Here is a 26,321-nt window from a genome sequence, read left to right on the forward strand (position 1 = left end):
CCTGCCCTGAAGAAAACAATGGACATGAACCCGACCCCTCCCTCCCTGCCCGAAGTCCGCCGTGCCCTGGCGCGCTCCATCGGCCTGGCCGCCTTTGTCTACGGCTATCCGCTGATAGAGACCTACCGCACCTGCCGCCTGCAGACCGATGCCGGCGCCGCACGTGCCACCGGTTTGGGCCTGGACATGCGCGGCGACTTCGACACGCTGCACCACAGCCAGCGCCCCTCCACCCATGAGGACCGCGACGTGGTCACGCCCGCCAACGACCTGCTGTACTCGCTGGCCTGGATCCACCTGGCCGACGGCCCGCGCCTGCTGACCGTGCCCTCCAGCGCTGCGCATCCGGGCCGCTATTTCGTGCTGGCCCTGTACGACGCCTATACCGAGAATTTCGAGAACCTGGGACCGCGCAACTGCGCGCCCGAAGGCGAGACCGTGGTCCTGGTCGGGCCGGGCGGCCAGGTGCCGGAGCATCTGGCCGGCCACCGTCTGGTGCACTGCCCCAGCAACCTGGTCTGGCTGATCGGCCGCACCGTGGTGGGCGATGCGCCCGACTGGCCTGCAGCCCGCGCACTGCAGGCCGACATCCGGCTGGAGCCCGCGCCGGGCACGCCGAAAGGAGGCCGCCCGGCCGCCGTCACGAACTGGGTCGGCCCGCCCGTGGACGCCATGGCGGCCGCCTTCGAGAACCAGGAGCCTGCGGCCGAGGTTGCGCCGCGCTTTTTCACCAACCTCTGCCATGCGCTGGCCGAGGCGCCCGGACGCAAGGAGGACCAGGGACTGCTGGCCTGGTTCGGCCAGGCCGGCCTGGTGGCCAGCGCCCACATGGCGTGGGAGCAGCTGGAGGAGCCCTTGCGCGAAGGCCTGACCGAGGGCTTTGCCGACGGCGTGCGCACCGTGGCCGCCATGGGGCGCAACCGCCGTCCCCGGCCCTGGACCATGACGCCGTCCACCGGCCGCTACGGCAGCGAGTACCTGGGCCGCGCACGCACCGCCTACCTGGGCCTGGGCGCGCTGGCCACCAGCGAGGCCATCTACGCCGCCGCCCACCACGACGCAGGCCTGCAGCCGCTGGACGGCAGCCAGCGCTATGTGCTGCGCTTCAATGCCGCCGACATGCCACCGGCCGACGCCTTCTGGTCCGTCACGCTGTACGACGCCGACCGCTTTCTCTACGGCAACGAGATCGGCCGCCACTCCATCGGCGACCGCACGCCGGGCTTGCTGCGCGAGGCCGACGGCAGCCTGCAGATCGACCTGGGCCATGCCCGGCCGGCACAGGGCGCCGCCAACTGGCTGCCCACGCCGCACGGGCGCTTCTACCTCATCCTGCGCATGTACCACCCGCAGGCAGGCGCGCACCAATGGCCTGTTCCGCCCCTGCAGCCCGTGGCCGCATGAGACACGCCATGGACCTGAGCACCCTGGCCGAGGAGGCCGTCATCCACACCTGCCCGCTGTACGAGATGCGCCGCATGCGCGCGGCCACCTCGCCCCGGCGCAATGCGGCCGGCGAGGCTGCGCCCGCACCGCTGCGCTGGTGCAACCAGTTCGTGCATGCGCGCCAGCTGCTGCGCGCCGGCACCAGCCGCGTGGTCACGCCCAACAACGACACGCTCTACACCAACGCCTGGCTGGACCTGGGCGCCGGGCCGCTGGTGATCGACGTGCCCGACACGGCGGGCCGCTACTACGTGCTGGGCCTGCTGGACTTCTTCACCAACCCCTTCGCCCACCTGGGCCAGCGCCTGACGGGCACGGCTGCGCGCTCCTTCCTGATCACGCCGCCGGGCTGGCAGGGGGAGCCGCCGCCACCGTTCGATGCGCCCGGCGCACACATTGCCGCGCCCACGCCCTGGCTGTGGGTGATAGGCCGCATCCTGGTCGATGGCGAGCATGACCTGCCCGCCGTGCACGCGCTGCAGGACGGCTTTGCGGTGCGCCCGCTGGCCGACTGGCAGGCGGGCACGCCCTCGCAGGCCCGTGCCTTCGACCCGGACTGCGATCCCCAGGCCCCGCCAAATGCCGAGCACTATGCAGCCCAGGTGAATGCCGCCTTGCGCGACAACCCGCCGCCGGCGGGGCATGCCGCACGGGTCGCGCGCTTTGCGGCCGTGGGCCTGGGCGCCGGGCTGGGCGCACCCGATGCGCAACAGCAAGCCGCACTGCAGCGCGCCCTGGACAGCGTGCTGCCCCGGCTGCGCGCGGCCAGCACGGGCCGGCGCCTGGACTCGGGCTGGGAACTCCCCGCCCTGGTCGAAGGCAGTTTTGGCGACGACTTCCAGGCCCGCGCCGAAATTGCACTCAAGTACATCGGCATGCTGGAAAGCCGCGAGGCCATCTACCCGCTGGCCTGGCATGACGCCCAGGGCCTGCCCCTGCACGGCAGCCGCCGCTACCGGCTTCGCTTTGCCCCAGGCGCGCTGCCACCCGTGCAGGCCTTCTGGTCCCTGACCCTCTACGGCGCCCACGACTGCATGCTGGTGGACAACCCCATCGACCGCCATGCCATCGGCGACCGCACGCCGGGCCTGCGCCCCGACGCTGATGGCGATGGCGATGGCGATGGCGGGTTGACTATCCACATCAGCCACGCGCCACCGGCCAGCGAAGACCACCGCGCCAACTGGCTGCCCGCGCCGCGCGAAGGCTTTTACCTGTGCCTGCGCGCCTACATGCCCCAACCCGAACTGCTGGACGGCCGCTACGCCCTGCCCCCCATCGAACCAGACCCGGAGACCCCATGAACGCCAGAGACGACGACAAGCCCTTCTTGCTGGTGGGCACCGGCAGCGAAACCGTGGCGCCGGGCCTGCACATACTGCGCGGCCAGGGCCAGTCCTTCGTGGCCGAGACCGACGCGGGCCTGGTGGTGATCGACGCCGGCCCCGGCGGCAAGGTCAGCCAGGACATGATCGCCAGCCTGCGCCAGCTCAGCGATGCGCCCGTGCATGCGCTGTGCTACAGCCACGGCCACATCGGCTACAACGCGGGCGTGCCCGCCTGGCTGGAGCATGCGGCCGCGCGCGGAGAGCCTGTGCCGCGCCTCATCGCGCACCGCAACCTGCCGCGCCGCCAGGCGCGCTACCGCGAGACCCGGGCGCTGCAGCACCGCATGGCCGAGATCCAGTTCAACCGCAGCGCGGGCTTTTTCGAGCACCGGCTGGACATGCACGAGCCCACCGAAACCTTCGACACGCGGCTGGAGATAGGCAGCGGAGACAGCCGCATCGAGCTGTTCTGGGCGCCGTCCGAGACCGACGACGCCATCGCGCTGTGGAGCCCCGGCCAGCGCGTGCTGTACGGCGGCGCGGCGCTGCTGGACTCCATCCCCAACATCGGCACGCCCTTTCGCACGCTGCGCGACACCGTGCGCTGGGCCGACACGCTGCAGGCCATGGCCGCGCTGCGCCCGCTCAAGGCCGTGCGCGAGTTCGGTCCCGTGATCGAGGGCGAGCAGGCCGTGCAGCAGGTGCTGCTGCACACCGCACAGGCGCTGCGCTGGCTGCGCGCCGAAGTCGTGCGCCTGATGAACGAGGGCCTGAACGAGCAGCAGGTGCTCGCGGCCATGGACTATCCGCAGGAGCTGTTCGGCGTGGAGTGGATGAAGCCCACCTATGGCGACCCCAGCTACATCGTGCGCGACATCTACCGTTCGGAAAACGGCTGGTGGGACCGCAACCCGACCACGCTGCACCCGGCCCCGCCCGAGGCCGCAGGCGCCGCCATCGCCGATGCCATCACCGACAAGCCCGGCCTGGTGGCCAGCGCCCAGGCGCTGGCCGACGCGGGCCAGTGGCAGCTGGCCCTGCATGTGATCGACGTGCTGGCCACCGCGGCCGGCGACGCGCCCGAGATCGGCCAGGCCCGCAGCCTCAAGGCCGCCTGGCTGCGCGAGCGTGCGCGCGAGGTGGACAGCTATGTCTCGCGCAACCTCTACCGCGTGGGGGCCGACATGATCGAGCAGGGCACGCAGGCGCGCCTGGGGCTGCGCTGACGGGGCCGCGCACAGGCAAGGCGACACAAGGCGACACAAGGAGACAAGTGCATGAAGACGATGAAGAAGCACGGCATGGCCCTGGCACTGCTGCTGGCCATGGCCTGCACGGGCCACGCCCAGCCGGCACAGGATGCCGGCAACTACCCCGCCCGCCCCGTCACGCTGATCGTGCCCACGGCCGCCGCCGGCGGCACGGACACCATCGCGCGGGTGTTTGCCGAAGGCCTGACCCGGCTGCTCAGGCAGCCCTTCGTGGTGGACAACCGGCCCGGCGCCAACGGCCTGGTCGGCGTGGAGCAGGCCGCGCGCAGTGCGCCGGACGGCTACCGGCTGCTGTTCACCTACACGGCGTCCATGGCCGTGAACCCCAGCCTCTACCGCAAGGTTCCGTATGACCCGATCAAGGACTTCGCACCCATTGCGCAAATAGGGCGCGCGGGCAATCTGCTGCTGGTCTCGCGCGACCTGCCCGTGCATTCGCTCAAGGAGTTCGTGGAGCATGTGCGCGCCCGGCCCGGCCAGCTCAGCTACTGCTCCTGGGGCCAGGGCTCGGGCGGGCACCTGACCATGGAATTCCTGCTCAAGCAGGCCGGCCTGCAGATGCAACATGTGCCCTACAAGGGCAGCAGCCCCTGTGTGCAGGGCCTGCTGGGCGGGCAGGTGCAAGCGGCGTTTGCGGACACCTCTTCCACCGTGGAGCTGGTGCGTGCGGGCCGCGTGCGCGCCATCGCCCACAGCGGCGACAAGCGCATTCCCAGCCAGCCGGACCTGCCCAGCCTGACCGAGGCGGGCTACCCGTTCCACAACTATTCCTGGTACGGCGTCTTCGCGCCCGCCAAAACGCCGCAGCCCATCGTGGACAAGCTCAACGCCGCCATCAACCAGTTGCTGCAGGACCCGGCCACGGCCAAAAAGCTGGGCGAGCTCAACCTGACCGACCTGCCCCGGACCACGCCCGCGCAATTCGCCGACACGCTGCGCCAGGACCTGGCGGACTGGGGGCGGCTGGTGCGCGAGGTGGGTGTGCAGTTGGACTAGCAGCTCACTCGGCGACGATGCCCGTCCTGCGCACCACCTCGCCAAAGCGCTTCAGGCGCTCGGACATCATGGCCTCGAAGGCGGCGGGGCTCATTTCCTCGGGCGGGGTCACGCCCCGGTCCTGCAGGCTGGCCACCATGGCCGGCGCCGTGGCGGCCTGGCGCACGGCCTTGAAGAGGGCCTGCACCACGGGCGCGGGCGTGCCGGCCGGCGCGGCCAGGCCGGTCCATGAGCTCATGTTCAGCTGCGGGTAGCCCACCTCGGCCAGCGTGGGAACATCGGGCAGCTGCGCCACGCGCTGCTCGGAGGCCACGGCCAGGGCGCGCACCTTGCCTGCCTGGATGTGGGGCAGCATGGAGATGAGGTTGTCCAGGAACACCTGCACCTCGCCCGCCAGCACCGAGGTGACCAGCAGCGTGCCGCCCCGGTAGGGAACATGGGTGATGTCCAGGCCCGCATCGGCTTTGAACATCTCCATGTTGAGCTGGCCCATGCTGCCCGTGCCGCCGCTGCCGTAGTTGAGCTGGCCAGGGTGCTTTTTGGCATAGGCGATGAACTCCGCAAAGCTGCGGATGGGCAGGCTGGCGGGCACGACCAGCACATTGGGCAGGCGGCCCAGGATGGCGATGTTCTCGAAATCCTTGATGGGGTCGTAGCCCACCTTGGGCTGGGTCAGAGGATTGGCCAGGTGGCTGCTCTGCGAGGACACGACCAGGGTGTAGCCGTCCGGCTTGGCGCGCGCCACGGCCAGCGCGGCCACCGAGCCGCCCGCGCCGGGCCGGTTCTCCACGACGATGGGCACGCCCAGGATGCGTGCCATGGGCTCGGCGTACTGGCGTGCCATGGCATCCACCGAACCGCCCGGAGGGAACGGCACGATGAAGCTGATCTGGCGCGAGGGGTAGCCGGCGGCCTTGCCTTCGGCGGCCAGCGCCGCAAGCGGCGCCAGCATCCCCAGGCCCAGCCCCGCGCCGAGCACGCGGCGGCGGGAAGGGTGGCTGGCAGCCTGGCGGGCGATAGGGGTCATGCTCATGTCTCCTCCTTATGGAAATACGTCGGCTGCGTCCGGCCATCCGGGGCGCCCTGGGGGCGCCCTGGGCGTGCCCTGCTTACTCGGCCACGATATGGGCCTTGCGCACCACCTCGCCGAAGAGCTTCAGGCGTTCGGCCATCATCTTCTCGAACGCGGCGGGGCTCATCTCCTCGGGCGCGACCACGCCGCGCTCCTTGAGGCTGGCCACCATGGCAGGCGCAGTGGCGGCCTGGCGCACGGCCTTGTGCAGCGTCTGCACGATGGCGTCGGGCGTGCCCGCAGGCGCCGCGATGCCGGTCCAGGAGCTCATGTTGAGCTGGGGATAGCCGACCTCGGCCATGGTGGGCACGTCGGGCAGCATGGGCAGGCGCTGCTCCGAGGCCACGACCAGGGCGCGCACCTTGCCCGACTGCACATGGGGCAGCATGAAGACCAGGTTGTCGAGGATGAACTGCACCTCGTTGCCGATGGCCGCCGTGACCAGCGGCGAGCCGCCGCGGTAGGGAATGTGGGTGGCGAAGATGCCCGTGGCGGCCTTGAGCATTTCCACGTTGAGCTGGCCCATGCTGCCGATGCCCGCGCTGCCGTAGTTGACCTGGCCGGGACGCTTTTTCACGTACTCGATGAACTCCTGGAAGTTCTTCACGGGCAGGCTGGAATGCACCATCAGCGCATTGGGCTGGCGGCCCAGGATGGCGATGTTCTCGAAGTCCTTGATGGGGTCGTAGCCGATCTTGGGCTGGGTCAGCGGATTGGCCAGGTGGCTGCTTTGCGAGGACACGACCAGGGTGTAGCCGTCCGGCTTGGCGCGCGACACGTACTGCGTGGCGACCGAGCCGCCCGCGCCGGGACGGTTCTCCACCACGATGGGCACGCCCAGGATGCGCGACAGGGGCTCGGCGTACTGGCGGCCCATGATGTCCACCGAGCCGCCGGGCGGAAACGGCACGACCAGCGTGATCGGGCGCGAGGGGTACTTGTCATCGGCGCGTGCGGCCATCGGCGCCAGCGCGGACAGGCCCGCCAGGCCAAGGCCTGCGCCCAGCAATTTGCGGCGGGTGGGGACGGAGGGGTTCACGGACAGGTTTTTCATGGGTATCAGCGCAATCAGGGGTGATCAAAGATGGCGAGGGCCACGGCCTGAGCGCGCGGCACGAAGGTGGCCAGCTCGCAGTACTCGCGCTCGGTATGGGGATGGCCGCCCACGGGGCCGGTGGCGCACAGCGTGGGCACGCCCACCGAGGCCGTGAGGCCGCTGTCGGCCGCGCCGCCCGTGAACTCGCCCTGCACGTCGAAGCCCAGCGACTGCGCGCCGCGACGGTACAGCTGCAGCAGCGCATCGGGCGTGGGCGCCATGGGCAGGGTGCGGCGCACGGCGGTGACGCGGCCCTGGGTGCGGGGCACGGATTCTTCCTCCACGATGGCGCGGATGCGCTCCATCAGCGCATCGGGATCGGTCTGGGCCGTGTAGCGCACATCGAGCTCGGCCTTGGCGTGGGGCGCCACCATGTTCGGCACGATGCCGCCCTGCAGCACGCCCACATTGGTGGTCGTGCCCGTGGCGGGATCGGTCAGCGCATGCAGGGCCAGCAGCTTGCGCGCCATGGCTTCCAGCGCGCTGGCGCCGGCCGCGTGGTTGATGCCGGCGTGGGCGGCCACGCCCTGTACCTCGAACTCCACGGCCATCGATCCCTTGCGGCTGGTCACCAGGTTGCCGCTGACGCGGCCCGGCTCGGCGTTGAAGACGGCGCGCGCACCGCGCACCGTATCCATGATGGTCTGGCGCGTGGCGGGCGAGCCGATCTCCTCGTCGCACGAGAAGAACAGCTTGAGCGGCGCGCCCAGGCCGCCGCAGCGCGCAAAGGCCTCGGCCACGAAGACGTTGAGCACCAGGCCCGACTTCATGTCGGCCACGCCGGGACCGTAGGCCCGGCCTTCTTCCGCGCGGAAGGGGCGGCGCGCCACGGTGCCGGCCGGAAAGACCGTGTCCATATGGCCCATCAGATAGATGGGCGCGCCCTCGCCGGGCCCGGGCACGTCGGCATGCAGCAGCACGCCGTAGCCGGGAACGTCCTCGAAGCGCACGGCCACGCCGGCCGCCTCCAGCCGCTCGCGCAGGGCCTGGGCCACGGCCAGGATGCCGGCTTCATCGCGGCTGCCGCTGTCGATATCGACAATCCTGTGCAACAGATCTTGCATGGCCTGCTGCTGGCCGCCCAGCCAGTCCAGCAGTCTCGCGCGCTGCTGCACGCGGCTTTGTTCGAGGGTATCGTGCATGGTGGAATCTCCAGAGTGCATGCAGTGTTGCACGCGACCCCCTATTTTGCAACACACGTTGCATATACAAGAAAAACATGAAATCACCATTGCAAAAAGCCGCGCTGCTGCTGCCGCAGCGCCTGGCGCAGCAGGGCGCGGAACTGACGGCCAGCGAGCAGACGCTGGCCCAGACCCTGGGCAGCGACTATCCGCATGCGCTGCTGGAATCGGCCACCGCCCTGGCAGCGCGCACAGGCACCAGCGCCTCGACCGTGGTGCGCCTGTTCGCCAAGCTCGGCTATGCCAGCTATGCCGAGGCCCAGCGCGAGGCGCGCGGCGAGGTGACGGCGCTGCTGCAGACGGCTGCCCAGCGCGCGCCCGTGCTGCTGGGCGCGCAGCGCAGCCTGAGCGAGTGCGTGGACGATGCACTGCTGCACGACCAGCACAACATCCAATCCACGCGCGAAGGGCTGGACATGGCGGCCTTCGAGGCCATGGCCCGGCAGCTCGCGCAGGACGAGGGCCGGGTGTTCGTGCTGGCCCAGCTCAACAGCTCGCCGGTCTCCGCCTGGCTGGCCCTGCACCTGAACATGTGCCGCCCCGGCGTGCAGCAGCTGGATGCAGGCGCCATCGCCTCGGCCGACCAGCTGCTGTGGGTAGGCCCCACCGACACGCTGCTGGCCTTCAGCGTCAGCCAGTATTCACGCGGCACCTACGAAGTGGCGCAGCGATTTTCGGAAGCCGGCGCCCGGGTGCTGGCCATCACCGACAGCCCCACGGCCCCCCTGGCCACCGTGGCCCACCACTGGCTGCAGGTGCGCACGGCCAATGCCTCGCCCTTTCACTCCTACACGGCCGCCTTCTACTTGTGCAATGCCCTGGTCTCGGCCGTGGCCCAGTTGCGCCATGCCGATGTGTCCGAGGCGCTGGCCCGGCGCGACGCGCTGTGGAGGGAGTTCAACCACCAGCTGATCAGGACGCCCGAGCCGCGCGGGCCGGCTCGCGCCGCGCGCAAGCCCACCGCGCGCAGGTCTTCTACATAGACCAGTAGTACTTGAAGCTCAGCGTGGCCTCGCGATCCACGCCGCGGAAGATGCCTGCGAAGTACTTGCGGTTGAACAGGTTGTTGATGTTCAGCGCGATGCGGTACTGCGGCGTCTCGTAGGCCAGCGCCAGGTCGGCCAGCGTGGCGGAGTCGTTGATGTTCAGCGTGCCGTCCGCCGCCACGTTGTAGGGAGAGCGACCCTTGTAGCGCAGGCCGCCGGCCACCATCAGGCCCGGCACCGTGCGCGGGCGGTAGTCCAGCCACAGGCTGGCCATGTGGCGTGTGGTCTGTATGGTCTGGCGGCCGATTTCGGCGGGCCGGTTGCTCTGCGTGGTGCGCGGGTCCAGGTAGGTGTAGCTGGCCAGCGCGTTCAGCTCGCGCGTGAGCGCGAAGCGGCCTTCCAGCTCCAGCCCCGTGGAGCGCACCTCGCCCGTCTGGATGCTGAAGCGCGGGTGGTCGGGGTCCAGCGTGGTGACGTTGGTCTGGCGCAGGTCGAAGACCGAGGCCGTGATCAGCGAGGTGCTTCCCGGAGGCTGGTACTTCACGCCCGCCTCGTACTGCTTGCCGCGCCGGGGCTCGAACGGATTGCCGTCGTACTGCAGGCCCGTGACCGGATCGAAGGAGGTCGCATAGCTCGCATAGGGCGCCCAGCCGCTGTCGAACAGGTAGAGCAGGCCCGCGCTGCCGGTGGTGGCGCTGTCGCTCATGCGCGGCTGGGTGCTGCTGTTCTGCGTGGTGCGCGCCTGGTCATGGCGCAGGCTGAGATTGGCCACCCAGCGGTCCCACTTGAACTGGTTGAGGGTGTAGATGCCGGTCTGGCGCAGGTCCGTGCGGCTGTCCTCCAGCTCTGGATAGGCGATGGACTGGCCATAGACAGGGTCGAGCATGTCCAGGTCGGGCACATCCCAGCCAAAGCCCAGGCCGCCGCGCTCCCTGTACTTCACATGGTCCATGCCGAAGGCCATCCGGTGCTGCAGCCCGCCCCAGCGCAGGTCCTTGTGCAGGCGGGTGTCCAGCGCCAGCGTGCGGCCCTTGGTGCGCTGGGCCAGGCTGGCGCGCGAGACGCTTCGGCCGTCGGCCAGCACGTCCATGGCGTAGATATGGCGGTAATCGATGTCGATGGTGGAGTAGCGCAGGTTCTGCGTGAGCTGCCAGCCGCTGTCGGTCTGGTGCGAGAACTCGTAGCCCAGCGATCGCGTGTCGCGGTCGAAGCGGTCGAAGGACGGGTCGCCGGCGGTCAGGTGCGCAGGCAGGTCCTTGATCTGCGGGTAGGTGAACAGGCTGGGCCACCAGGACTTGGGCGTGCCGCGCTCGCGCGAGTAGCTGCCCAGCACGGTCAGGTGGGTGCGGCCGGAGAGGTTCCAGCGCAGCGAGGGCGCGATGGAGATGCGGTCATCGCGCGAGCCCACGGTGCGTCCGTCGCTGTCACGCGCCTTGAGGTTGAGCCGGTACAGCAGGTCGCCCGAGGCATCCAGCGCGCCGCCCAGATCGGCCGTGGCCTGGGCGCGCTGGTAGCGGCCATAGGACAAGCCCACGCTGTTCACATGGTCGGCCTCGGGTTTCTTGGAGACCACGTTGATCACGCCGCCCGGCCGCCCCTGGCCAAAGAGCACGGAGGCCGGGCCCTTGATGACCTCGATGCTGTCCAGCTCGTCGATCTCGTCGTTCCACGAACCATAGGTGCCGGCCGAGAACTGCCGCAGCCCGTCCTTGTAGTAGGAGCTGCCATCGCTGAACCCCCGGATGATGGCGCCCGTCATGCGCAGGTCCGCGCCCGTGACTTCGGTGGACACGCCGGCCGTGTACGACAGGGCCTGCTCGATGCTCTTGGGCGCCTGGTTCTGCAGCTGTTCCTGGGTGACGATGGAGATAGAGCGCGGCGTCTCGATCAGCGGCGTGTCCAGCTTGGTGCTGGCGCTCCTGCCGCTGCCCACGTAGCTGCCCGGCGCGGCCATGCGCTGCGAGGTCACGTTGACCGTGGACAGCGTGGTGCCCGCCGACGCCTGCGGCGCAGGCGCAGGCGCCTTTCGCAGCGTGAACGTGCCCTGCTCGGTGCTGTGCGCGGTCACGCCGGTGCCGGCCAACAGCCGGTCCATGGCCTCCTGCGGCGTGAAGCTGCCCCGGAGGGCCGGCGCCTGGCGGCCGACCAGCACGGCTTCGTCGTACAGCACCTGGAACTGGGTCTGGCGGCCAAAGGCGCGCAGCGCGTTGATCAGCGGCTGGGCCGGCTGGTCAAAGGCCAGCCGCTGTCCGGATGACGGCATCGGTGAAGAGGTGGCCGGCTGCTGAAGCTGTTGCGCACGGGCGGACGGCGCGGCGCCCATGCCGGCCACGGCTCCGGCCACCAGCCACGCCAGCAGGCGCGGACTGGCCTGCGGGCCGGCGCCCTGCTCCTTCATGTTCCTGCGTCGGGCATGTGTGCCCCTGCCTGCGAATTCCCTGCCTGCTGCTTCTTGCGCTCTCATTGCCACTCCGTTGCTGTGCCGTTGCACGGGCACGCGACGGGCAGGCCGCAGGCAGCCGTCGCGGGCGATCAGGAACCGCGCCGGACAAGCCATGCCAGCCCACCCGCGCATGCGCGTCAGGTGTTGCGGCCGTTGGCTGGGGCGTGAGGGACGAGCGCCCTCGGTGGTCCTTGGCTGGCAGCCGTGCGGGCCTGGAAAATCCACGCCCCTGCCCCTATAGAAGCCAAAACCGGTGCAAAGCTGGAACCTGGGGTTGTCCACCAATTTGAAACAAATTGTTTCCTCAACCTTCGATTCATCCCCGCACGATCAGCCAACCTCCGCCGCTGCGCGGCTGCACGCGCACCGCAATCAAGGCCGGCAGCGCGCGCACAAAGCGCTCGGGCGCGGCCGTGGCCAGCAGGCCCGAGACACGCAGGCGGCCCAGCGACTCGTCGCCCAGCTCCACGGGCGCACCCAGATAGCGCGACAGCTCCTGCGCCACCTCCGCCAGCGGCGTGCCGCTGAAGCGCACCTGGCCCGTGCGCCAGTCGCCCACGCTGTCCGCATCGGCCACCACGGTGCTGTGCCGGCCGGCGCCGTCCACAGCCACGCCCGCGCCTGCCGCCAGCAGCAGGACATCGCCACCGGCCCGGTCACGCTCGGGCCGCAGCTGCACCTTGCCCTCCAGCACCTTCACCACCAGCCGCGGCGGCCCGGCGCGCACATTGAACGCGGTGCCCACCACCCGGACGCGGCTGGCGCCGGAGTCCACGGTGAAGGGCCTGTCCGGGCCGGGCGTGACCTCGAAGAAGGCCTCGCCCCGATCCAGCACCACCTCGCGGCGGCGCGGGTAGTAGCGCACCTGGAGTTCGCTGTCCACGTTGAGGGCCACGCGCGAGCCATCGGGCAGCTCGATGCTCTGCGTCTGCCCGGGCGCCGTGCGGGCCTGCAGCGTATAGCCTGGCGTGTGGTCCCAGCGGTACCAGCCACCCCAGGCCAGCAGCGAGACCACCGCCAGCACGGACAGGGCCGCCGCAGGGCGGCCGGGCCAGCGGGCAAGAACGCGCTGGCGCCGCGGCGCGGCCGCTGGTGCAGCGCAGACGGCAGGCGCGGCGGGCGGCACCGCTGCGCCGAACTCATCGGGAAACAATTCCCTGAGCTGTGGCGCGCCATGCCAGTGGCGCGACATGCCTTCGAAGATGCTGCGGTGCAGCGGGTGGGCGCCCAGCCACGCATCCAGCGCGCGCTCATCGGCGCCCGTCCAGTCCGGCTGCTGGCGGCGCACGAACCAGTCGGCCGCCCTGTCATGCAGCCCCACCAGCTCCTGCGGCGAAACGCCCGGGGGAAGTTCGTTGCTCATCGTGTGTTCTCTGCGGCGCCCGGCCGCTGCTCGTCTGCGCGCAGCAGGGCACGCATTTGCTCGGCGCTGGCGTAGCGTACGCGGATCTCGCAATAGGACAGTGCCCGGCTCAGGTGGCGCGAGACCATGCGCACGGTGATGTCCATGCGCTCGGCCGTCTGCTCCAGCGTCAGTTCCTGCACGCGGTGCAGCACGAAGGCCTGGCGCTGGCGCTCGGGCAGCTCGTTCAGGGCATCGCGCAGCCGGGCCAGGCGCTGGCGGCGCTCATCGTCCAGCGCATGGTCGGCTCCGTCGCGGGCCGGCAGGGCCTCGACCTCGTCGCGGCAATCCTCCACGGACACCAGCCGCACACCGGCCTGCTGCGGCGCCGTGCGGTGCGCGAAGGCCGCCACGCTGCGCACGACCTGATGCAGATAGGGCCGCTCTTCGTCCACAGGCAGGCGCTTGTCGGCCGACAGCATGCGCACGAAGACTTCCTGGGAGGCATCCTCGATATCGGCCGGGCTCTTGAAGTACCGCGCCAGCATGCGCTGCAGCGGCTTGCGCCAGCGGGTGTAGAGACTGCGGGAATGGCCACCGGGCTCTCCCGGGGCGTCGTCGCGCTTCATGGCAGGCATGGCACGGCGGACGTGGAAGTTGTCCGGTGGCGGGGAAATGGGGGCGGGATCTGGAGCACGGTGCAAACAGCTGAGCCGGCGATTGTATCGAGAACGATTCTCATCATCGTCTCGCCGTGGCCACAAAAAAGGGGCGCCGAAGCGCCCCCTTGATTGCCGTGCCCGCAAGGGCCGCACCGGTTCAGTGCTGCAGGATCTTGTTGAGGAATTCCTTGGTCCGGGGCTGGCGCGCTTCCGGGTTGCCGAAGAATTCGTCCTTGGAGCAGTCCTCCAGGATCTTGCCGCCCACGTCCATGAAGATCACGCGGCTGGCCACCTTGCGCGCAAAGCCCATTTCGTGGGTCACGCACATCATGGTCATGCCTTCGTTGGCCAGGCCGATCATCACGTCCAGCACTTCGCCGACCATTTCGGGGTCCAGCGCGGAGGTGGGTTCGTCGAACAGCATCACGATGGGGTCCATGGACAGCGCGCGCGCAATGGCCACGCGCTGCTGCTGGCCGCCCGACAGCTGGCCCGGGAACTTGTCCTTGTGCGCCGTCAGGCCCACGCGGTCCAGCATCTTGAGGCCGCGCTTCCTGGCGTCGTCCGCGCTGCGGCCCAGCACCTTGACCTGGGCAATGGTCAGGTTCTCGGTCACCGACAGGTGCGGGAACAGCTCGAAGTGCTGGAACACCATGCCCACGCGGCTGCGCAGCTTGGGCAGGTTGGTCTTGGGATCGTGCACGGCCACGCCGTCCACGAAGATCTCGCCCTTCTGGAAGGGCTCCAGCGCGTTGATGGTCTTGATCAGCGTGGACTTGCCCGAGCCCGACGGGCCGCAGACCACCACGACCTCACCCTTCTGGATGTTGGTGGAGCAGTCGGTCAGCACTTGAAAGCTGCCGTACCACTTGGAAACGTTCTTGAGTTCAATCATTGCAATTCCTCAATGGGGTGCTGGCTCATCGAATGATGGCAATCTTTTTGTGCAGGCGCTTCACTGCCCAGGACAGCGAATAGCACAGCACGAAGTAGGTCACGCCAGCGGCCAGATAGGATTCGATGGGACGGCCGTAGTTCTTGCCGGCCACTTCGAAGCCCTTGAGCATGTCGTAGGCACCGATGGCATAGACCAGCGAGGTGTCCTGGAACAGGATGATGGTCTGCGTCAGCAGCACGGGCAGCATGTTGCGGAAGGCCTGGGGCAGCACCACGAGGCGCATGTTCTGCCCATAGGTCATGCCCATGGCCTGGCCCGCGAAGACCTGGCCGCGCGGGATGGACTGGATGCCCGCGCGCATGATCTCGCTGAAGTAGGCCGCCTCGAAGGCGATGAAGGTGATGATGGCCGAGACCTCGGCGCCGATGGGCCGACCGATGATCAGCGGCATCAGCAGGAAGAACCACAGGATCACCATCACCAGCGGCACGGAGCGCATGCCGTTGACGTAGAGCGTGGCGGGCACATCGAGCCATTTCTTGCCGGACAGGCGCATCAGCGCCAGCAGCGTGCCGAAGAGCACACCGCCGATGGTGGCGATGACGGTCAGCGTCAGGCTGAAGTACAGGCCCTTCAGCACGAAGTTGCTGAACAGGTCCCAGGTGAAGAACGACCAGTCGATTTGCAGGTTCATGTCAGTGTCCTCCGCCGCTGGCAGCGATCAGGCCCGGGACGCGCGAGCGCTTCTCGATGAAGGCCATGATGCGGTTGATGGCAAAGGCGGAGACCACGTACAGGCCGGTGACGGCCAGGTAGATCTCGATGCCGCGCGAAGTCTCTTCCTGCGCCTGCATGGCGAACATGGTCAGTTCGGCCACGGACACGGCAAACGCCACGGACGAGTTCTTGAACACGTTCATGGTCTCGCTGGTCAGCGGCGGAATGATGATGCGAAACGCCATGGGCAGCAGCACGTAGCGGTAGTACTGGAACGTGGTGAAACCCAGCGCCATGCCCGCGTACCGCTGGCCGCGCGGCAGCGCCTGGATGCCGGAACGCACCTGCTCGGCGATACGCGCCGAGGTGAAGAAGCCCAGCGCCAGCACCACGAGCACGAAGCCCGGCAGGGACTTCAGCGCGGGGAAGATGGACGGCACCACGTGGTACCACATGAAGATGTGGACCAGCAGCGGAATATTGCGGAACAGTTCGACCCAGGCATTGCCCAGCCGCACGATCCACGGCCGGTCGGGCAGCGTGCGCAGCGTGCCGATCAGCGAGCCGACGATCAATGCGATCAACAGCGACAGCAGCGACACGGAAATGGTCCAGCCCCAGGCCGACAGCATCCAGTCGAGGTAGGTGATGTCGCCGTTCTTGCCGAAGCAGCTTTGACCGACCTCTTGGGTAATGGTGTCCTGGCAGAACACCTGCCAATCCCAACTCATAGGAGCACCTCTTTATTCAGATTCTTGAAAAATGCACTACCGGCAAAAACGGCGCCGCAACAAAAAACGCCCCTTCCAACCGCATGGCAGAAGGGGCGGCATTCAGCTGGTGCTTACTTGACTTCGTACGACTCCATGGGCTTGTCGTTGGGGTTGGCCCATGCGTCCTTGGTGGCGTCGGACAGCGGCAGGCCGACCTTCACGTTGGCCGGGGGAATCGGCTGCATGAACCACTTGTCATAGAGCTTGGCCAGGGAGCCGTCGGCGATCTGGCGCTTGATGGAGTCGTCCACGGCCTTCTTGAAGGCGGGGTCGTCCTTGCGCAGCATGCAGGCGATGGGCTCGACCGACAGGGTTTCGCCGACGATCTTGTAGTCGGCAGGTGCCTTGGACTTGGAGATGTTGGCGGCCAGGATGGAGCCGTCCATGATGAAGGCGTCGGCACGGCCGGTTTCCAGCATCAGGAAGCTGTCGGCGTGGTCCTTGCCCATGACTTCCTTGAAGGTCAGGCCGTCGGCGCGCTTGTTCTTGCGCAGGGTCTGCACCGAGGTGGTGCCCGTCGTCGTGACGATGGTCTTGCCGTTCAGGTCCTTGATGCCGGTGATGCCGGAGTTGCCCTTGACGGCGATGCGCACTTCTTCCACATAGGTGGTCACGGCGAAGGCCACATCCTTTTGACGGGCCTGGCTGTTGGTGGTGGAGCCGCACTCGATGTCCACGGTGCCATTGGTCACCAGGGGGATGCGGTTCTGCGAGGTGACGGGCTGGTACTTGATGTCCAGCTTGGCCAGGCCCAGCTGCTTCTGGATGTCGGCCAGCACGCGCTCGCCCATCTCGGTGTGGAAGCCCACGTACTTGCCATTGCCCAGCGTATAGCCCAGGCCGGAGGATTCACGCACGCCCAGCGTCACGGCGCCGGAGGACTTGATCTTGGCCAGGGTGTCGCCAGCCTGCGCAAAAGCGCTGCCTGCAGCCAGGGCGGTCACGGCGATGGCCAACAAATGCTTCTTCATACGGGTCTCCTGAGATGAGAACGAAAACGGTCTTGATGAGAACGGTCGAGTCGCCTTGTGGGCTGGCTCGAACTATCAACGATGTGACACATATTGTGCAATCACGCACGGTGCTGGAGCACCGACACGTGCTAGGGCTTTCCAGCACGTCAGCCAGATTCAGGTAAGCAACTGCCGTGCCATGGCACGCGTTTTTTGCCCGATCCAGCGCGCCTGCGGGCCTGCACACGGCGTGGCTGCTGTGCGCGCACTCTAATGCCATGCGTGGCAGCACAGCCAATGCCGTTTGCAGAAACCCTTATGCATGCCATGCATAATAGGTGTTTACCCTAGGCATAACCCATGCACCAAGTCGGTCTCTTGACGGGCTTTGCCATGCACCAGCGTGCAGCAAAAAGGGGCTCGAGAGCCCCTTTGTCTTCATGTGTGCCGCCTGGCGTGTCAGCCGATGGTCTCGCCCTGCTCCAGCAGGAAGTTCCACAGCGCGCCGGCCACGCCCTGGGGCGCATCCTTGCTGGTGGGTTTTTCGCGGTAGGCGCGCACTTCCATGTCCATGCGGAAACCGTCGTCACCGGCAGGTGCGGCGCTGACCAGGCGGCCGGCCTCCAACTCGTTGCGCACGGCGCTGAATGGCAAAAAGGCCACGCCATGGCCTTCCAGCGCCATGGCCTTGAGGCCTTCGGCCATGTCGGTCTCGTAGACGCGCTCCAGGTGCACGGCCTCGGCCGCTTCCTTGAGGATGAGTTCCGTCACGCGGCCCAGGTAGGCGCCCGGCGCATAGCCCAGGTAGGGCAGCGGCTGGCCCTGGCGGCCCGGCAGCTGGTGCAGCGGCAGGCCGTCGGCGTCGGGCCTGGCGTAGGGGGCGAGCACCTCATGGCCCAGGCTGACCATCTCGTAGCGCGCCGGGTCAAGCTGGAAGGGCTGGGACGGATGGAAGTAGGCGATCAGCAGGTCGCAGCCGCCCTCGACCAGGCGCATCACGGCGTCGTGCACGTTGAGCGCGAACAGCCGGCTGCGGAACGGCCCGAACTTGGCCTGCACGCTGGAGACCCAGTTCGGGAAGAAGGTGAAGGCCAGCGTGTGCGGCACGGCAAACCCCACCATGCCCTTGCCCGCGCTGACATGGGCCCGCAGCATGGTGCGCGTGCTCTGCAGCGACTGCAGCATCTCCAGCGCCTGGTCATACATGGTCTTGCCGGCCGGCGTGAGCCGGGTCGGGTAGGAGCTGCGGTCCACAAGGTCGGTGCCGGCCCAGGCCTCCAGTGCCTGGATGCGGCGCGAGAACGCAGGTTGCGTCACATGCCGCAGTTGGGCGGAGCGGCTGAAACTGCGTGTTTCAGCCAGGCTGACGAAATCTTCTAGCCATTTGGTTTCCATGCCCGCCATTATCCGCTGTGATGGAAGGCACCCCCTGAGCGGCTACGCCGCTTCCCCCTCTCTCTCCGGGAGGGGGACGGCACCCTCGGTGCGGGGCGGCCCTTCCTCGGTGCCTCCACGCCGGGGCATGCCCGTATCAACGTCCCGCATGGGCCGCGACACTGAGGAAACCGCCATCTGATGCGGCGCTCGTATGCGCACATAATGGCGCTGCGCCGCATTTACCCAATGTGACATTTTTTCCTCACGGCCCCCGGCACACGACGCCGAGGAAGCTCAGTGACTGCATCTGCCCCGCCATGTGTAATTTTCTGACTCCCCGCGTCCATGTCATCCCCTCCCACCGAAAACGGCGCCGCTGAGACGCCTTCCCAGCCGGACGAGCCGCGTTCGCTGCGCATCGAGGACTGGCTCACCGTGGTCATCATGGCCCTGCTGGCCCTGATCACCTTCGCCAATGTGCTGGTGCGCTACTTCACCTCCTCCTCCTTCGCCTGGACCGAGGAAATCTCGGTCTTCCTGATGATCCTGCTGGCCATGGTCGCGGGCTCGGCGGCCGTGGCGCGCAACGCCCACATCCGCATCGAATACTTCGCCGAAGGCGGCAGCGCCCTGCGCAGGAAGCGCCTGGCGCGCTTCGGCACGCTGATGGTGGCCCTGCTGTTCGCGGTGATCGCCGCACTGAGCGTGCGCGTGGTCTGGGACGACTACCGTTTCGAGGAAACCTCGCCCGGCATCGGCGTGCCGCAGTGGTGGTATTCGATGTGGCTGCCCATCTGCTCGGCGCTGATCACGCTGCGCGCGCTGCAACTGTTCCTGCGCCAGGGGCGCCCCGGCGCCTTCGTGGACGAGGAGAAGGCGCCATGATCGCGACCCTGCTCTTCATCGCCTTCCTGGGCCTGATGCTCCTGGGCGTGCCCATCGGCGCGGCCCTGGGCCTGGCGGGCGCCGCCGCCATCGCGCTGGCCAGCCCCGACACGCAGTGGTTCGGCCTGCTGGCCGTGCCGCAGAACTTCTATGCCGGCCTGGGCAAGTACCCGCTGCTGGCGATTCCGATGTTCGTGCTCGTGGGCTCGATCTTCGACCGCTCGGGCGTGGCGCTGCGCCTGGTGAACTTCGCCGTGGCCATCGTGGGCCGCGGCCCCGGCATGCTGCCCCTGGTGGCGATTGCCGTGGCCATGTTCCTGGGCGGCATCTCGGGCTCGGGCCCGGCCAATGCCGCTGCCGTGGGCGGCGTGATGATCGCGGCCATGAGCCGCGCCGGCTATCCCGGCAGCTTCTCGGCCAGCGTGGTGGGCGCGGCTGCGGCCACCGACATCCTGATCCCGCCGTCCGTGGCCTTCATCATCTACTCGGTGCTGGTGCCCGGCGCCTCGGTGCCGGCGCTGTTTGCGGCCGGCATGATCCCCGGCATCCTGGCCGGCGTGGCGCTGATCGTTCCGGCCGTGTGGATGTCGCGCAGGCACAGGATGGGTGCGCTGGAATCGTCCATGCCGCGCCCGCCGTTCTGGCGCAGCCTGCGCGAGGCCTCCTGGGGCCTGGCCGCCCCGGTGCTGATCCTGGGCGGCATGCGCGCCGGCTGGTTCACCCCTACCGAGGCCGCCGTGGTGGCCGTGTTCTACGGCCTGTTCGTGGGCATGGTGATCCACCGCACCATCACGCTGCGCGACCTGTATCCCATCCTGCGCGAGGCCGGCGAGCTGTCGGCCGTGATCCTGCTGGTGGTGTCGCTGGCCGGCATCTTCGCGTTCTCGCTGTCCACGCTGGGCGTGATCGATCCGGTGGCCAAGGCCATCGTGGAATCGGGCCTGGGCGAGTACGGCGTGATGGCGCTGCTGATCCTGCTGCTGATCACCGTGGGCATGTTCCTGGACGGCATCTCCATCTTCCTGATCTTCGTGCCGCTGCTGCTGCCGATCATGCAGCACTACCACTGGGACCCGGTGTGGTTCGGCGTCATCCTCACGCTCAAGGTGGCGCTGGGCCAGTTCACGCCGCCGCTGGCCGTGAACCTGATGGTGTCCTGCCGCATCGCGGGCGTGCGCATGGAGTCCACCGTGCGCTGGGTCGGCCCCATGCTGCTGGCCATGTTCCTGGTGATGATCGCAGTGATCGCCTTCCCGCAGCTGGCTCTCTGGCTCCCAGCACGCCTGGGCTACTGATTTCCCAAAAATTCAACAAGGAGACCTTCGCAATGAAACTTCGCACTTTCCTCGCCAGCGGCCTGGCCGCAGCGGCGGCCCTGGCCCTTTCGTCCGCTCCCGCAGTGGCGCAGACACCGGCCAAGTACAAGAGCGAGTACCGCATGTCGCTGGTGCTGGGCACGGCCTTTCCCTGGGGCAAGGGCGGCGAGATCTGGGCCAACAAGGTGCGCGAGCGCACCAACGGCCGCATCAACATCAAGCTCTACCCGGGCGTGTCCCTGATCCAGGGCGACCAGACGCGCGAATTCAGCGCGCTGCGCCAGGGCGTGATCGACATGGCCGTGGGCTCCACGCTGAACTGGTCGCCCCAGATCAAGGAGCTGAACCTGTTCGCCCTGCCCTTCCTGATGCCCGACTACGCGGCCGCCGACGCGCTCACGCATGGCGAGCCCGGCAAGCGCCTGTTCCAGCGCCTGGACAAGGCCGGCGTGGTGCCGCTGGCCTGGGGCGAGAACGGCTACCGCGAGATCAGCAACTCCAAGCACGCCATCAAGACCCCTGCCGACCTCAAGGGCCTGAAGATCCGCGTCGTGGGCTCGCCGCTGTTCCTGGACACCTTCACCGCGCTGGGCGCCAACCCCACGCAGATGAGCTGGGCCGATGCCCAGCCCGCCATGGCCAGCGGCGCCGTGGACGGCCAGGAAAACCCCGTCTCGGTCTACATGGCCGCCAAGCTGCAGTCCGTGGGCCAGAAGCATCTGACGCTGTGGGGCTACATCAACGATCCGCTGATCTTCGTGGTCAACAAGGACATCTGGGCCACCTGGACCAAGGAAGACCAGGACATCGTGCGCCAGGCCGCCGTGGACGCGGCCAAGGAGCAGGTCGTGATCGCGCGCAAGGGCATGATCGAGGCCGACAAGCCCCTGCTCAAGGACCTGGCCGCCAACGGCGTGACCGTGACCCAGCTCACGCCGGCCGAGCGCGAAGCCTTCGTCAAGGCCACGCGCCCCGTCTACGACAAGTGGAAGCAACAGGTCGGCGCCGACCTGGTGGATGTGGCGGAGAAAGCCATTGCCGCGCGAACTCGTTAGAATGCTATCGGTTGATCGCACACTCCGGTAGAAGCAAAAGGCCCCGCTCTGCGGGGCCTTTTTTTCGCCATCCTGCTTCGCAAGGACGGCCAGGACTTCAGCCCGCCCATCAAGGCATGCCTTGCTGCGAAGCCGGTCCAGCGAAATGGCACAGGCACAGCCCCTGCTGCCTATGGGGCAGGGGCACGGGCAGCGGCTCCCGCGTCCGTCGCGCCACCCAGCAACATATCTGCCCCCATCTCGCACAGCAGCTCCTCCAGTGCGCCCGAGGCGATCAGCGGCGAAGCCTCCAGCGAGGCAAAGCGCACCGTGCCCAGCACGGCCCGCGTGGCCACGTAAAGGCGCGCATAGGACAGCGAGGGGCCGCCCCAGCGCTGCAGGTGGGCGGCCATGCGCTCTGCGGTCTCGCGCATGGACAGGGCAATGCGCTCGTCACCATCCTGGCGCCAGGCAAAGCGCGCCAGCTTGCGCCGCGCAGGCGTGCGGCCCGCAAAGCCCTCGACGATGCAGGCGACCACGCCGCGCGCCACGGCCTCGCGCGGCAGGCCCTGCTCCGACGCCTGCTCCAGCCAGGTCTCGATGGCCGCGACGGCCGCAAGGCGCTGGCCATCGACCATGGCGCGCAAGACGGCCTGCTTGTCGGGGAAGTACTGGTAGAGCGTGCCGATGGAGACGCCTGCGCGCTCGGCAATGCGATTGGTGGTGAGCGCGGCTTCGCCCTCCTTGACCAGAATCTGAGCTGCTGCCTGAACAATGGCCTCCAGCGTGCGCTGCGCACGGGCCTGCACGGGCTGTCTTCTTCTCTGGGATTCAGTGGTAGCGGAGGTATGGGAGGGCATGCGGCAAAACCTGAGCACAAGGCGAGTTTTCTGCCCGGAGTTTAAGCACTACAGTGGCCGGCCATTGAAGCAAATCCCAAGGAATACACCATGAAGAACCATCAGCACACCGGCGCGTGGGAAGCCCTGCCGTGAAGGGCGTGCAACTGCTGGCCCTGGCCGCCGCCCTGTTCGACACGGCGGCCGCGCTGGCCCACTTCGCCTGCATCGTTTGGGGGGGACGTGGGCTGCGGCTCATGGGTGCCGGCGAGCGCATGGCGCGCATGGCCGAGGCCGGGCACTGGTATCCGCCGCTGGTGTCGGCGGCCATCGGCGTGGTGCTGTCGCTGCTGGCGGGGTATGCGCTGGCAGGCGCGGGCCTGCTGGGTCCCCTGCCCTTCATGCGCCCGGTGCTGGCCGGGGCCGGCCTGGTGCTGGTGGCGCGGGCCGTGGCCTATCCGTGGTTGAAACCACGCTTTCCGGACAACAGCGACCGCTTCTGGCATGTGTCCTCGGCCCTCTGCCTGGTCATGGGGCTGCTGCACCTGGCAGCAGCTGCCGGGATGGCACAGGGCTGAATCCAGCCTCAGGCCGTGACCGGCGAGACCAGCGGGCGGCCTTCCAGGTGGCAGCGCATGTTGGCGATGAAGCGGTCCACCGAGGCCTGCACGGCTTCGGGCGACCAGCCGCCCACATGGGGCGTGAGCACCACGGCGTCCAGGTCCAGCAGTTCGGCCGGGGGCGCGGGTTCGCTTTCGTAGACATCCAGGCCCGCGCCGGCAAGGCGGCCTTCGCGCACGGCGGCGGCCAGGGCGGCGGTATCGACCACGCTGCCGCGCGCGATATTGACCAGATGGCCCTGCGGGCCCAGTGCGTCCAGCACCTGGGCGTTGACGAGATGGCGCGTACCCGGGCCGCCCGGCGTGGCGACCAGCAGCACATCGGCCCATTGCGCCAGGGAAAGCAGGTCGCCGAAGTAGCGGTGGGGCAGCCCGCTGCGCTGGCTGCGGTTGTGGTAGCCGATTTCCATCTCGAAGCCCAGCGCGCGCTGGGCGATCTTGGCGCCGATGGCGCCCATGCCCAGGATGCCCAGGCGCTTGTGCGAGACATTGGGCGGCAGCGGCATGGCGGTGCGCCAGACGCCGTCGCGCGTGGCGCGGTCCAGGCGCACCAGGCCGCGCACGGAGGCGATCAGCAGGCCCATGGCATGGTCGGCCACGCAGTCGTCATTGGTGCCTGCGCCATTGCCCACGGCAATGCCGTGGGCCTGCGCATGGGCGACATCGATGTTCTCGTAGCCCGCGCCCAGCGCGCAGACCAGCCTGAGGGCGGGCATGCGCTGCATCTGCGCGGCCGACAGGCCGATGGAGCCTATGGTCAGCACGGCCTGTATGCGCGTGCCGTGCTCGGCGATGGCGGCCTCGCACTGGGCGGCGTCAGGCGCGTAGAGCAGGTCGAAGGAGGGAAAGGCCTGGGCCATCTGGCGCAGATGGGCCTCGGTATTGAAGTTGAGGACGAGCAGGGCAGGTTGCATGGCAGGAAGGCGGCGCCCGCCGCCACAGGGCGGGCCTTGGGAAAACCTCATTGTGCGCCGGCCGGGCGGATCCAGCGCTACAGGTCCAGCACCAGCCGGGCGGATTTCGCGCGCGAGCAGCAGGGCAGGAACTGGTCGCAGGCGGCCTGCTCGTCCTCGGTCAGGTACATGTCGCGGTGCTCGGGCTCGCCCGAGAGCACACGCGTGAGGCAGGTGCCGCACACGCCCTGCTCGCACGAGGTCTGCACCTCCACGCCGATGCCGGCCAGGGCCTGGACCACGGTCTGCTCCGGCGCCACGCGCACCACTTGGCCGGTGCTGGCGATCTCGATCTCGAACCCGGCATCGCCCTCGCGCTGCACGGCCTCGCCTGCAAAGAATTCGTAGTGCAGGCGGTCCTCGCTCCAGCCCGATGTGCGAGCCATACCCAGGGCCGCGTCCATGAAGCCGCGCGGGCCGCAGACATACAGGTGCAGGCCCGCCTGCGGGGCGCCCAGCAGTTGCGCCATGTCGAGCGCGCCCTCGCCATCCACATGCAGGTGCACGCGGTCGGCCCAGGGCATGGACTGCAGCAGGGCCGTGAAGGCCATGCGCTCGCGCGAACGCGCGCAGTAGTGCAGTTCGAAGTCGGCACCCTCGCGCGCCAGCTGGCGCGCCATGGCCAGCACGGGCGTGATGCCTATGCCGCCGGCCAGCAGCAGATGCCGCGCAGGGCCGCCCGCATGCAGCGCGAAGTGGTTGCGCGGCGCGCCGATGGCGATCTGCTGGCCTTCCTGCACCTGTTCGTGCACGGCGGCCGAACCGCCGCGCGAGGCGGCTTCGCGCAGCACGCCGACCACGTAGCGACCCGTGTCCTGCGGGTCGTTGCACAGCGAGTACTGGCGCACCAGGCCGCCGGGCAGGTGCAGGTCGATGTGCGAGCCGGCCGTGAAGGCGGGCAGGCTTTCGCCGTCCAGCGGCACGAGTTCAAGGCTGCAGATGTCCTGCGCCTCGGCGCATTTGCGCGCGACGCGCACCTGGAGGATGGGGTTGGCTTGCATGGGAAAAAAAGCGGAAAGGGATGGGTTCGGAAAATCAGGCCGCCGCCAGCGCACGGGCGCTGGCCTCGCGCAGCCGGCTGATCACGCGGCGCGCGCGGTTGGGGCCGGCGTCCACGTGGATGTCGATGACAGGGCGCGCGCCAAAGCGCTGCTGGTTGCGGAACTGGGCCTCGATGACGACCTTGTCCTCCTCGAAGGTGGCAGCCGTCTGGTCGATCACCAGGCGCGTGGTGTCCTGCATGTCGGGATGCGGGTTGGTGGCAATGGTCCAGAAGTAGTGGGCCGAATGCTCGGTCTCCGGCGTCACGCCGTGAAATCCCCGCATGTGAAAGCCCTCGCGCTGCGGATCGTCGAGCCGGCCGCTGCCTGCGTCCATGGCGCCGGTCCAGATGCACACGTGCGAGGGATGGAACTCCACCTCCTGCCAGCGGTCGATGCGGCCCGCGAACGGCCAGGCCGCCGCATAGGTGGGCGGCGGGTCGGAGTCGGGCATCCAGCGCAGCACGGTGACGCTGTCCCCGTCCTGGCGGACCTGCAGCTCCGCATTCATGTGGATGCCGGCATTGCCGCCAATGGTCTTGAGGTGCACATAGCCCAGGTGGCTGAGGTCCAGCAGGTTGTCGTGGATGAGCTGGTAGGGCGCGTCGTAGTGGTAGACATCGCCGCCGAAGCGGTAGCGCGCATCGCCGTGCACGGGATAGGCGGGCGGCTCCTGCGCGGGCACGGAATCGGGCGTGGCACCCATCCAGATCCAGAGGATCTGGTCACGCTCGCGCAGGTCGAAGGACTTGACGCAGGCCTTGGGCGGTATGCGCTGCTGGCCCGGAATCTCCAGGCACTGGCCGGCGCGGTCGAACAGCAGGCCGTGGTAGCCGCAGCGCAGGCCGCGCGCCTCCACCGTGCCGCAGGACAGCGGCAGTTCGCGGTGGCAGCAGCGGTCCTCCAGCGCGGCGACGCTGCCATCGAGCGTGCGAAACAGCACGACGGGCCGGCCCAGCAGGGTGCGTGCCAGTGGCGCGTCCTGCAGCTCCCAGGCAAAGCCGGCGACATACCACTGGTCCAGCGGGAAGGCAGGCGTGGAGGCAGGTGCAATGGTGGTGCATTCGGTCATGGAGTTCTCCTTCTTGTC

24 protein-coding genes are annotated in these 26,321 nt (G+C 68.5%); 9 read left to right on the plus strand and 15 right to left on the minus strand.

Annotated features, from left to right (window positions below):
• Positions 1-18: 18 nt before the first annotated feature.
• From HFGMBDPB_RS05820 to HFGMBDPB_RS05835, 4 genes are read left to right on the plus strand one after another with little or no spacing between them, the layout of a single operon-like run.
• Entirely contained in the window at positions 19-1,404 is a 1,386-nt protein-coding gene (locus HFGMBDPB_RS05820; RefSeq protein WP_212645055.1) for a DUF1254 domain-containing protein, read from the plus strand.
• An 8-nt stretch (positions 1,405-1,412) separates the two neighbouring features.
• On the plus strand, positions 1,413-2,750 hold the full coding sequence (locus tag HFGMBDPB_RS05825) for a DUF1254 domain-containing protein (RefSeq protein WP_212645056.1): 1,338 nt from the start codon (positions 1,413-1,415) through the stop codon (positions 2,748-2,750).
• A complete protein-coding gene (locus HFGMBDPB_RS05830) occupies positions 2,747-4,000 on the plus strand; it encodes an alkyl sulfatase dimerization domain-containing protein (RefSeq protein WP_047217697.1) in 1,254 nt (417 codons plus the stop codon). Before HFGMBDPB_RS05825 ends, HFGMBDPB_RS05830 begins: the two co-directional genes overlap by 4 nt.
• 51 nt (positions 4,001-4,051) lie before the next feature.
• A complete protein-coding gene (locus tag HFGMBDPB_RS05835) occupies positions 4,052-5,041 on the plus strand; it encodes a Bug family tripartite tricarboxylate transporter substrate binding protein (RefSeq protein ID WP_047326178.1) in 990 nt (329 codons plus the stop codon).
• 4 nt (positions 5,042-5,045) lie between these two features.
• On the opposite strand, the gene HFGMBDPB_RS05840 is transcribed toward HFGMBDPB_RS05835, so the two are convergent.
• The 3 genes from HFGMBDPB_RS05840 to HFGMBDPB_RS05850 form a co-directional block, all read right to left on the minus strand.
• Positions 5,046-6,074 (minus strand): Bug family tripartite tricarboxylate transporter substrate binding protein, encoded by a 1,029-nt coding sequence (locus HFGMBDPB_RS05840; RefSeq protein ID WP_016450282.1) that lies wholly within the window; start codon positions 6,072-6,074, stop codon positions 5,046-5,048.
• Positions 6,075-6,150: 76 nt separating this feature from the next.
• Positions 6,151-7,167, minus strand: coding sequence for a Bug family tripartite tricarboxylate transporter substrate binding protein (locus HFGMBDPB_RS05845; protein WP_212645057.1), 1,017 nt, complete (start codon positions 7,165-7,167; stop codon positions 6,151-6,153).
• Between the two features lie 14 nt (positions 7,168-7,181).
• Positions 7,182-8,351 carry a M20 family metallopeptidase gene (locus tag HFGMBDPB_RS05850; protein WP_212645058.1) on the minus strand — a complete coding sequence of 390 codons (1,170 nt, stop codon included), beginning with the start codon at positions 8,349-8,351 and terminating at the stop codon, positions 7,182-7,184.
• Between the two features lie 77 nt (positions 8,352-8,428).
• On the opposite strand from HFGMBDPB_RS05850, the gene HFGMBDPB_RS05855 reads away from it, so the two are divergent.
• Positions 8,429-9,376, plus strand: a complete 948-nt coding sequence (locus HFGMBDPB_RS05855) for a MurR/RpiR family transcriptional regulator (protein ID WP_212645059.1) — start codon at positions 8,429-8,431, stop codon at positions 9,374-9,376.
• Here HFGMBDPB_RS05855 and HFGMBDPB_RS05860 read toward each other — a convergent pair.
• The 8 genes from HFGMBDPB_RS05860 to HFGMBDPB_RS05895 form a co-directional block, all read right to left on the minus strand.
• On the minus strand, positions 9,369-11,777 hold the full coding sequence (locus HFGMBDPB_RS05860; RefSeq protein WP_212645060.1) for a TonB-dependent siderophore receptor: 2,409 nt from the start codon (positions 11,775-11,777) through the stop codon (positions 9,369-9,371). The genes HFGMBDPB_RS05855 and HFGMBDPB_RS05860 overlap by 8 nt on opposite strands.
• A gap of 361 nt (positions 11,778-12,138) precedes the next feature.
• Positions 12,139-13,185, minus strand: a complete 1,047-nt coding sequence (locus HFGMBDPB_RS05865) for a FecR family protein (RefSeq protein WP_070080674.1) — start codon at positions 13,183-13,185, stop codon at positions 12,139-12,141.
• Positions 13,182-13,793, minus strand: coding sequence for an RNA polymerase sigma factor (locus HFGMBDPB_RS05870; protein WP_224986090.1), 612 nt, complete (start codon positions 13,791-13,793; stop codon positions 13,182-13,184). The genes HFGMBDPB_RS05865 and HFGMBDPB_RS05870 overlap by 4 nt, the downstream gene beginning before the upstream one ends.
• A 190-nt stretch (positions 13,794-13,983) precedes the next feature.
• On the minus strand, positions 13,984-14,721 hold the full coding sequence (locus HFGMBDPB_RS05875) for an amino acid ABC transporter ATP-binding protein (protein WP_016450275.1): 738 nt from the start codon (positions 14,719-14,721) through the stop codon (positions 13,984-13,986).
• A gap of 25 nt (positions 14,722-14,746) precedes the next feature.
• A complete protein-coding gene (locus HFGMBDPB_RS05880; protein WP_016450274.1) occupies positions 14,747-15,418 on the minus strand; it encodes an amino acid ABC transporter permease in 672 nt (223 codons plus the stop codon).
• A 1-nt stretch (position 15,419) separates the two neighbouring features.
• A complete protein-coding gene (locus HFGMBDPB_RS05885) occupies positions 15,420-16,172 on the minus strand; it encodes an amino acid ABC transporter permease (protein WP_016450273.1) in 753 nt (250 codons plus the stop codon).
• A gap of 113 nt (positions 16,173-16,285) precedes the next feature.
• Complete coding sequence (locus HFGMBDPB_RS05890; protein WP_016450272.1) at positions 16,286-17,185, minus strand: transporter substrate-binding domain-containing protein; 900 nt, start codon at positions 17,183-17,185, stop codon at positions 16,286-16,288.
• A 441-nt stretch (positions 17,186-17,626) separates the two neighbouring features.
• Positions 17,627-18,562, minus strand: coding sequence for a LysR substrate-binding domain-containing protein (locus HFGMBDPB_RS05895; protein ID WP_016450271.1), 936 nt, complete (start codon positions 18,560-18,562; stop codon positions 17,627-17,629).
• Between the two features lie 327 nt (positions 18,563-18,889).
• Between HFGMBDPB_RS05895 and HFGMBDPB_RS05900 the strand changes: the two genes are divergently transcribed.
• The 3 genes from HFGMBDPB_RS05900 to HFGMBDPB_RS05910 are packed head-to-tail and all read left to right on the plus strand — an operon-like array spanning position 18,890 to position 21,800.
• Positions 18,890-19,429 (plus strand): TRAP transporter small permease, encoded by a 540-nt coding sequence (locus HFGMBDPB_RS05900; protein ID WP_016450270.1) that lies wholly within the window; start codon positions 18,890-18,892, stop codon positions 19,427-19,429.
• Positions 19,426-20,724 (plus strand): TRAP transporter large permease, encoded by a 1,299-nt coding sequence (locus HFGMBDPB_RS05905; RefSeq protein WP_016451794.1) that lies wholly within the window; start codon positions 19,426-19,428, stop codon positions 20,722-20,724. The genes HFGMBDPB_RS05900 and HFGMBDPB_RS05905 overlap by 4 nt, the downstream gene beginning before the upstream one ends.
• 32 nt (positions 20,725-20,756) lie before the next feature.
• Positions 20,757-21,800 carry a DctP family TRAP transporter solute-binding subunit gene (locus HFGMBDPB_RS05910; protein ID WP_016451795.1) on the plus strand — a complete coding sequence of 348 codons (1,044 nt, stop codon included), beginning with the start codon at positions 20,757-20,759 and terminating at the stop codon, positions 21,798-21,800.
• A gap of 170 nt (positions 21,801-21,970) precedes the next feature.
• On the opposite strand, the gene HFGMBDPB_RS05915 is transcribed toward HFGMBDPB_RS05910, so the two are convergent.
• Positions 21,971-22,639 (minus strand): TetR/AcrR family transcriptional regulator, encoded by a 669-nt coding sequence (locus tag HFGMBDPB_RS05915; RefSeq protein WP_212645061.1) that lies wholly within the window; start codon positions 22,637-22,639, stop codon positions 21,971-21,973.
• A 116-nt stretch (positions 22,640-22,755) separates the two neighbouring features.
• Between HFGMBDPB_RS05915 and HFGMBDPB_RS05920 the strand changes: the two genes are divergently transcribed.
• On the plus strand, positions 22,756-23,196 hold the full coding sequence (locus tag HFGMBDPB_RS05920) for a hypothetical protein (RefSeq protein WP_241150331.1): 441 nt from the start codon (positions 22,756-22,758) through the stop codon (positions 23,194-23,196).
• Positions 23,197-23,204: 8 nt separating this feature from the next.
• Here HFGMBDPB_RS05920 and HFGMBDPB_RS05925 read toward each other — a convergent pair whose 3' ends face one another.
• From HFGMBDPB_RS05925 to HFGMBDPB_RS05935, 3 genes are all read right to left on the minus strand, one after another.
• Positions 23,205-24,152 (minus strand): 2-hydroxyacid dehydrogenase, encoded by a 948-nt coding sequence (locus HFGMBDPB_RS05925; protein ID WP_046240112.1) that lies wholly within the window; start codon positions 24,150-24,152, stop codon positions 23,205-23,207.
• Positions 24,153-24,229: 77 nt separating this feature from the next.
• Complete coding sequence (locus tag HFGMBDPB_RS05930) at positions 24,230-25,192, minus strand: PDR/VanB family oxidoreductase (RefSeq protein WP_046240111.1); 963 nt, start codon at positions 25,190-25,192, stop codon at positions 24,230-24,232.
• Between the two features lie 34 nt (positions 25,193-25,226).
• Complete coding sequence (locus tag HFGMBDPB_RS05935) at positions 25,227-26,303, minus strand: Rieske 2Fe-2S domain-containing protein (protein ID WP_212645062.1); 1,077 nt, start codon at positions 26,301-26,303, stop codon at positions 25,227-25,229.
• Positions 26,304-26,321 lie beyond the last annotated feature (18 nt).

Source organism: Delftia sp. PE138, from assembly GCF_018320755.1.
Taxonomy (GTDB): Bacteria; Pseudomonadota; Gammaproteobacteria; order Burkholderiales; family Burkholderiaceae_C; genus Comamonas; species Comamonas tsuruhatensis.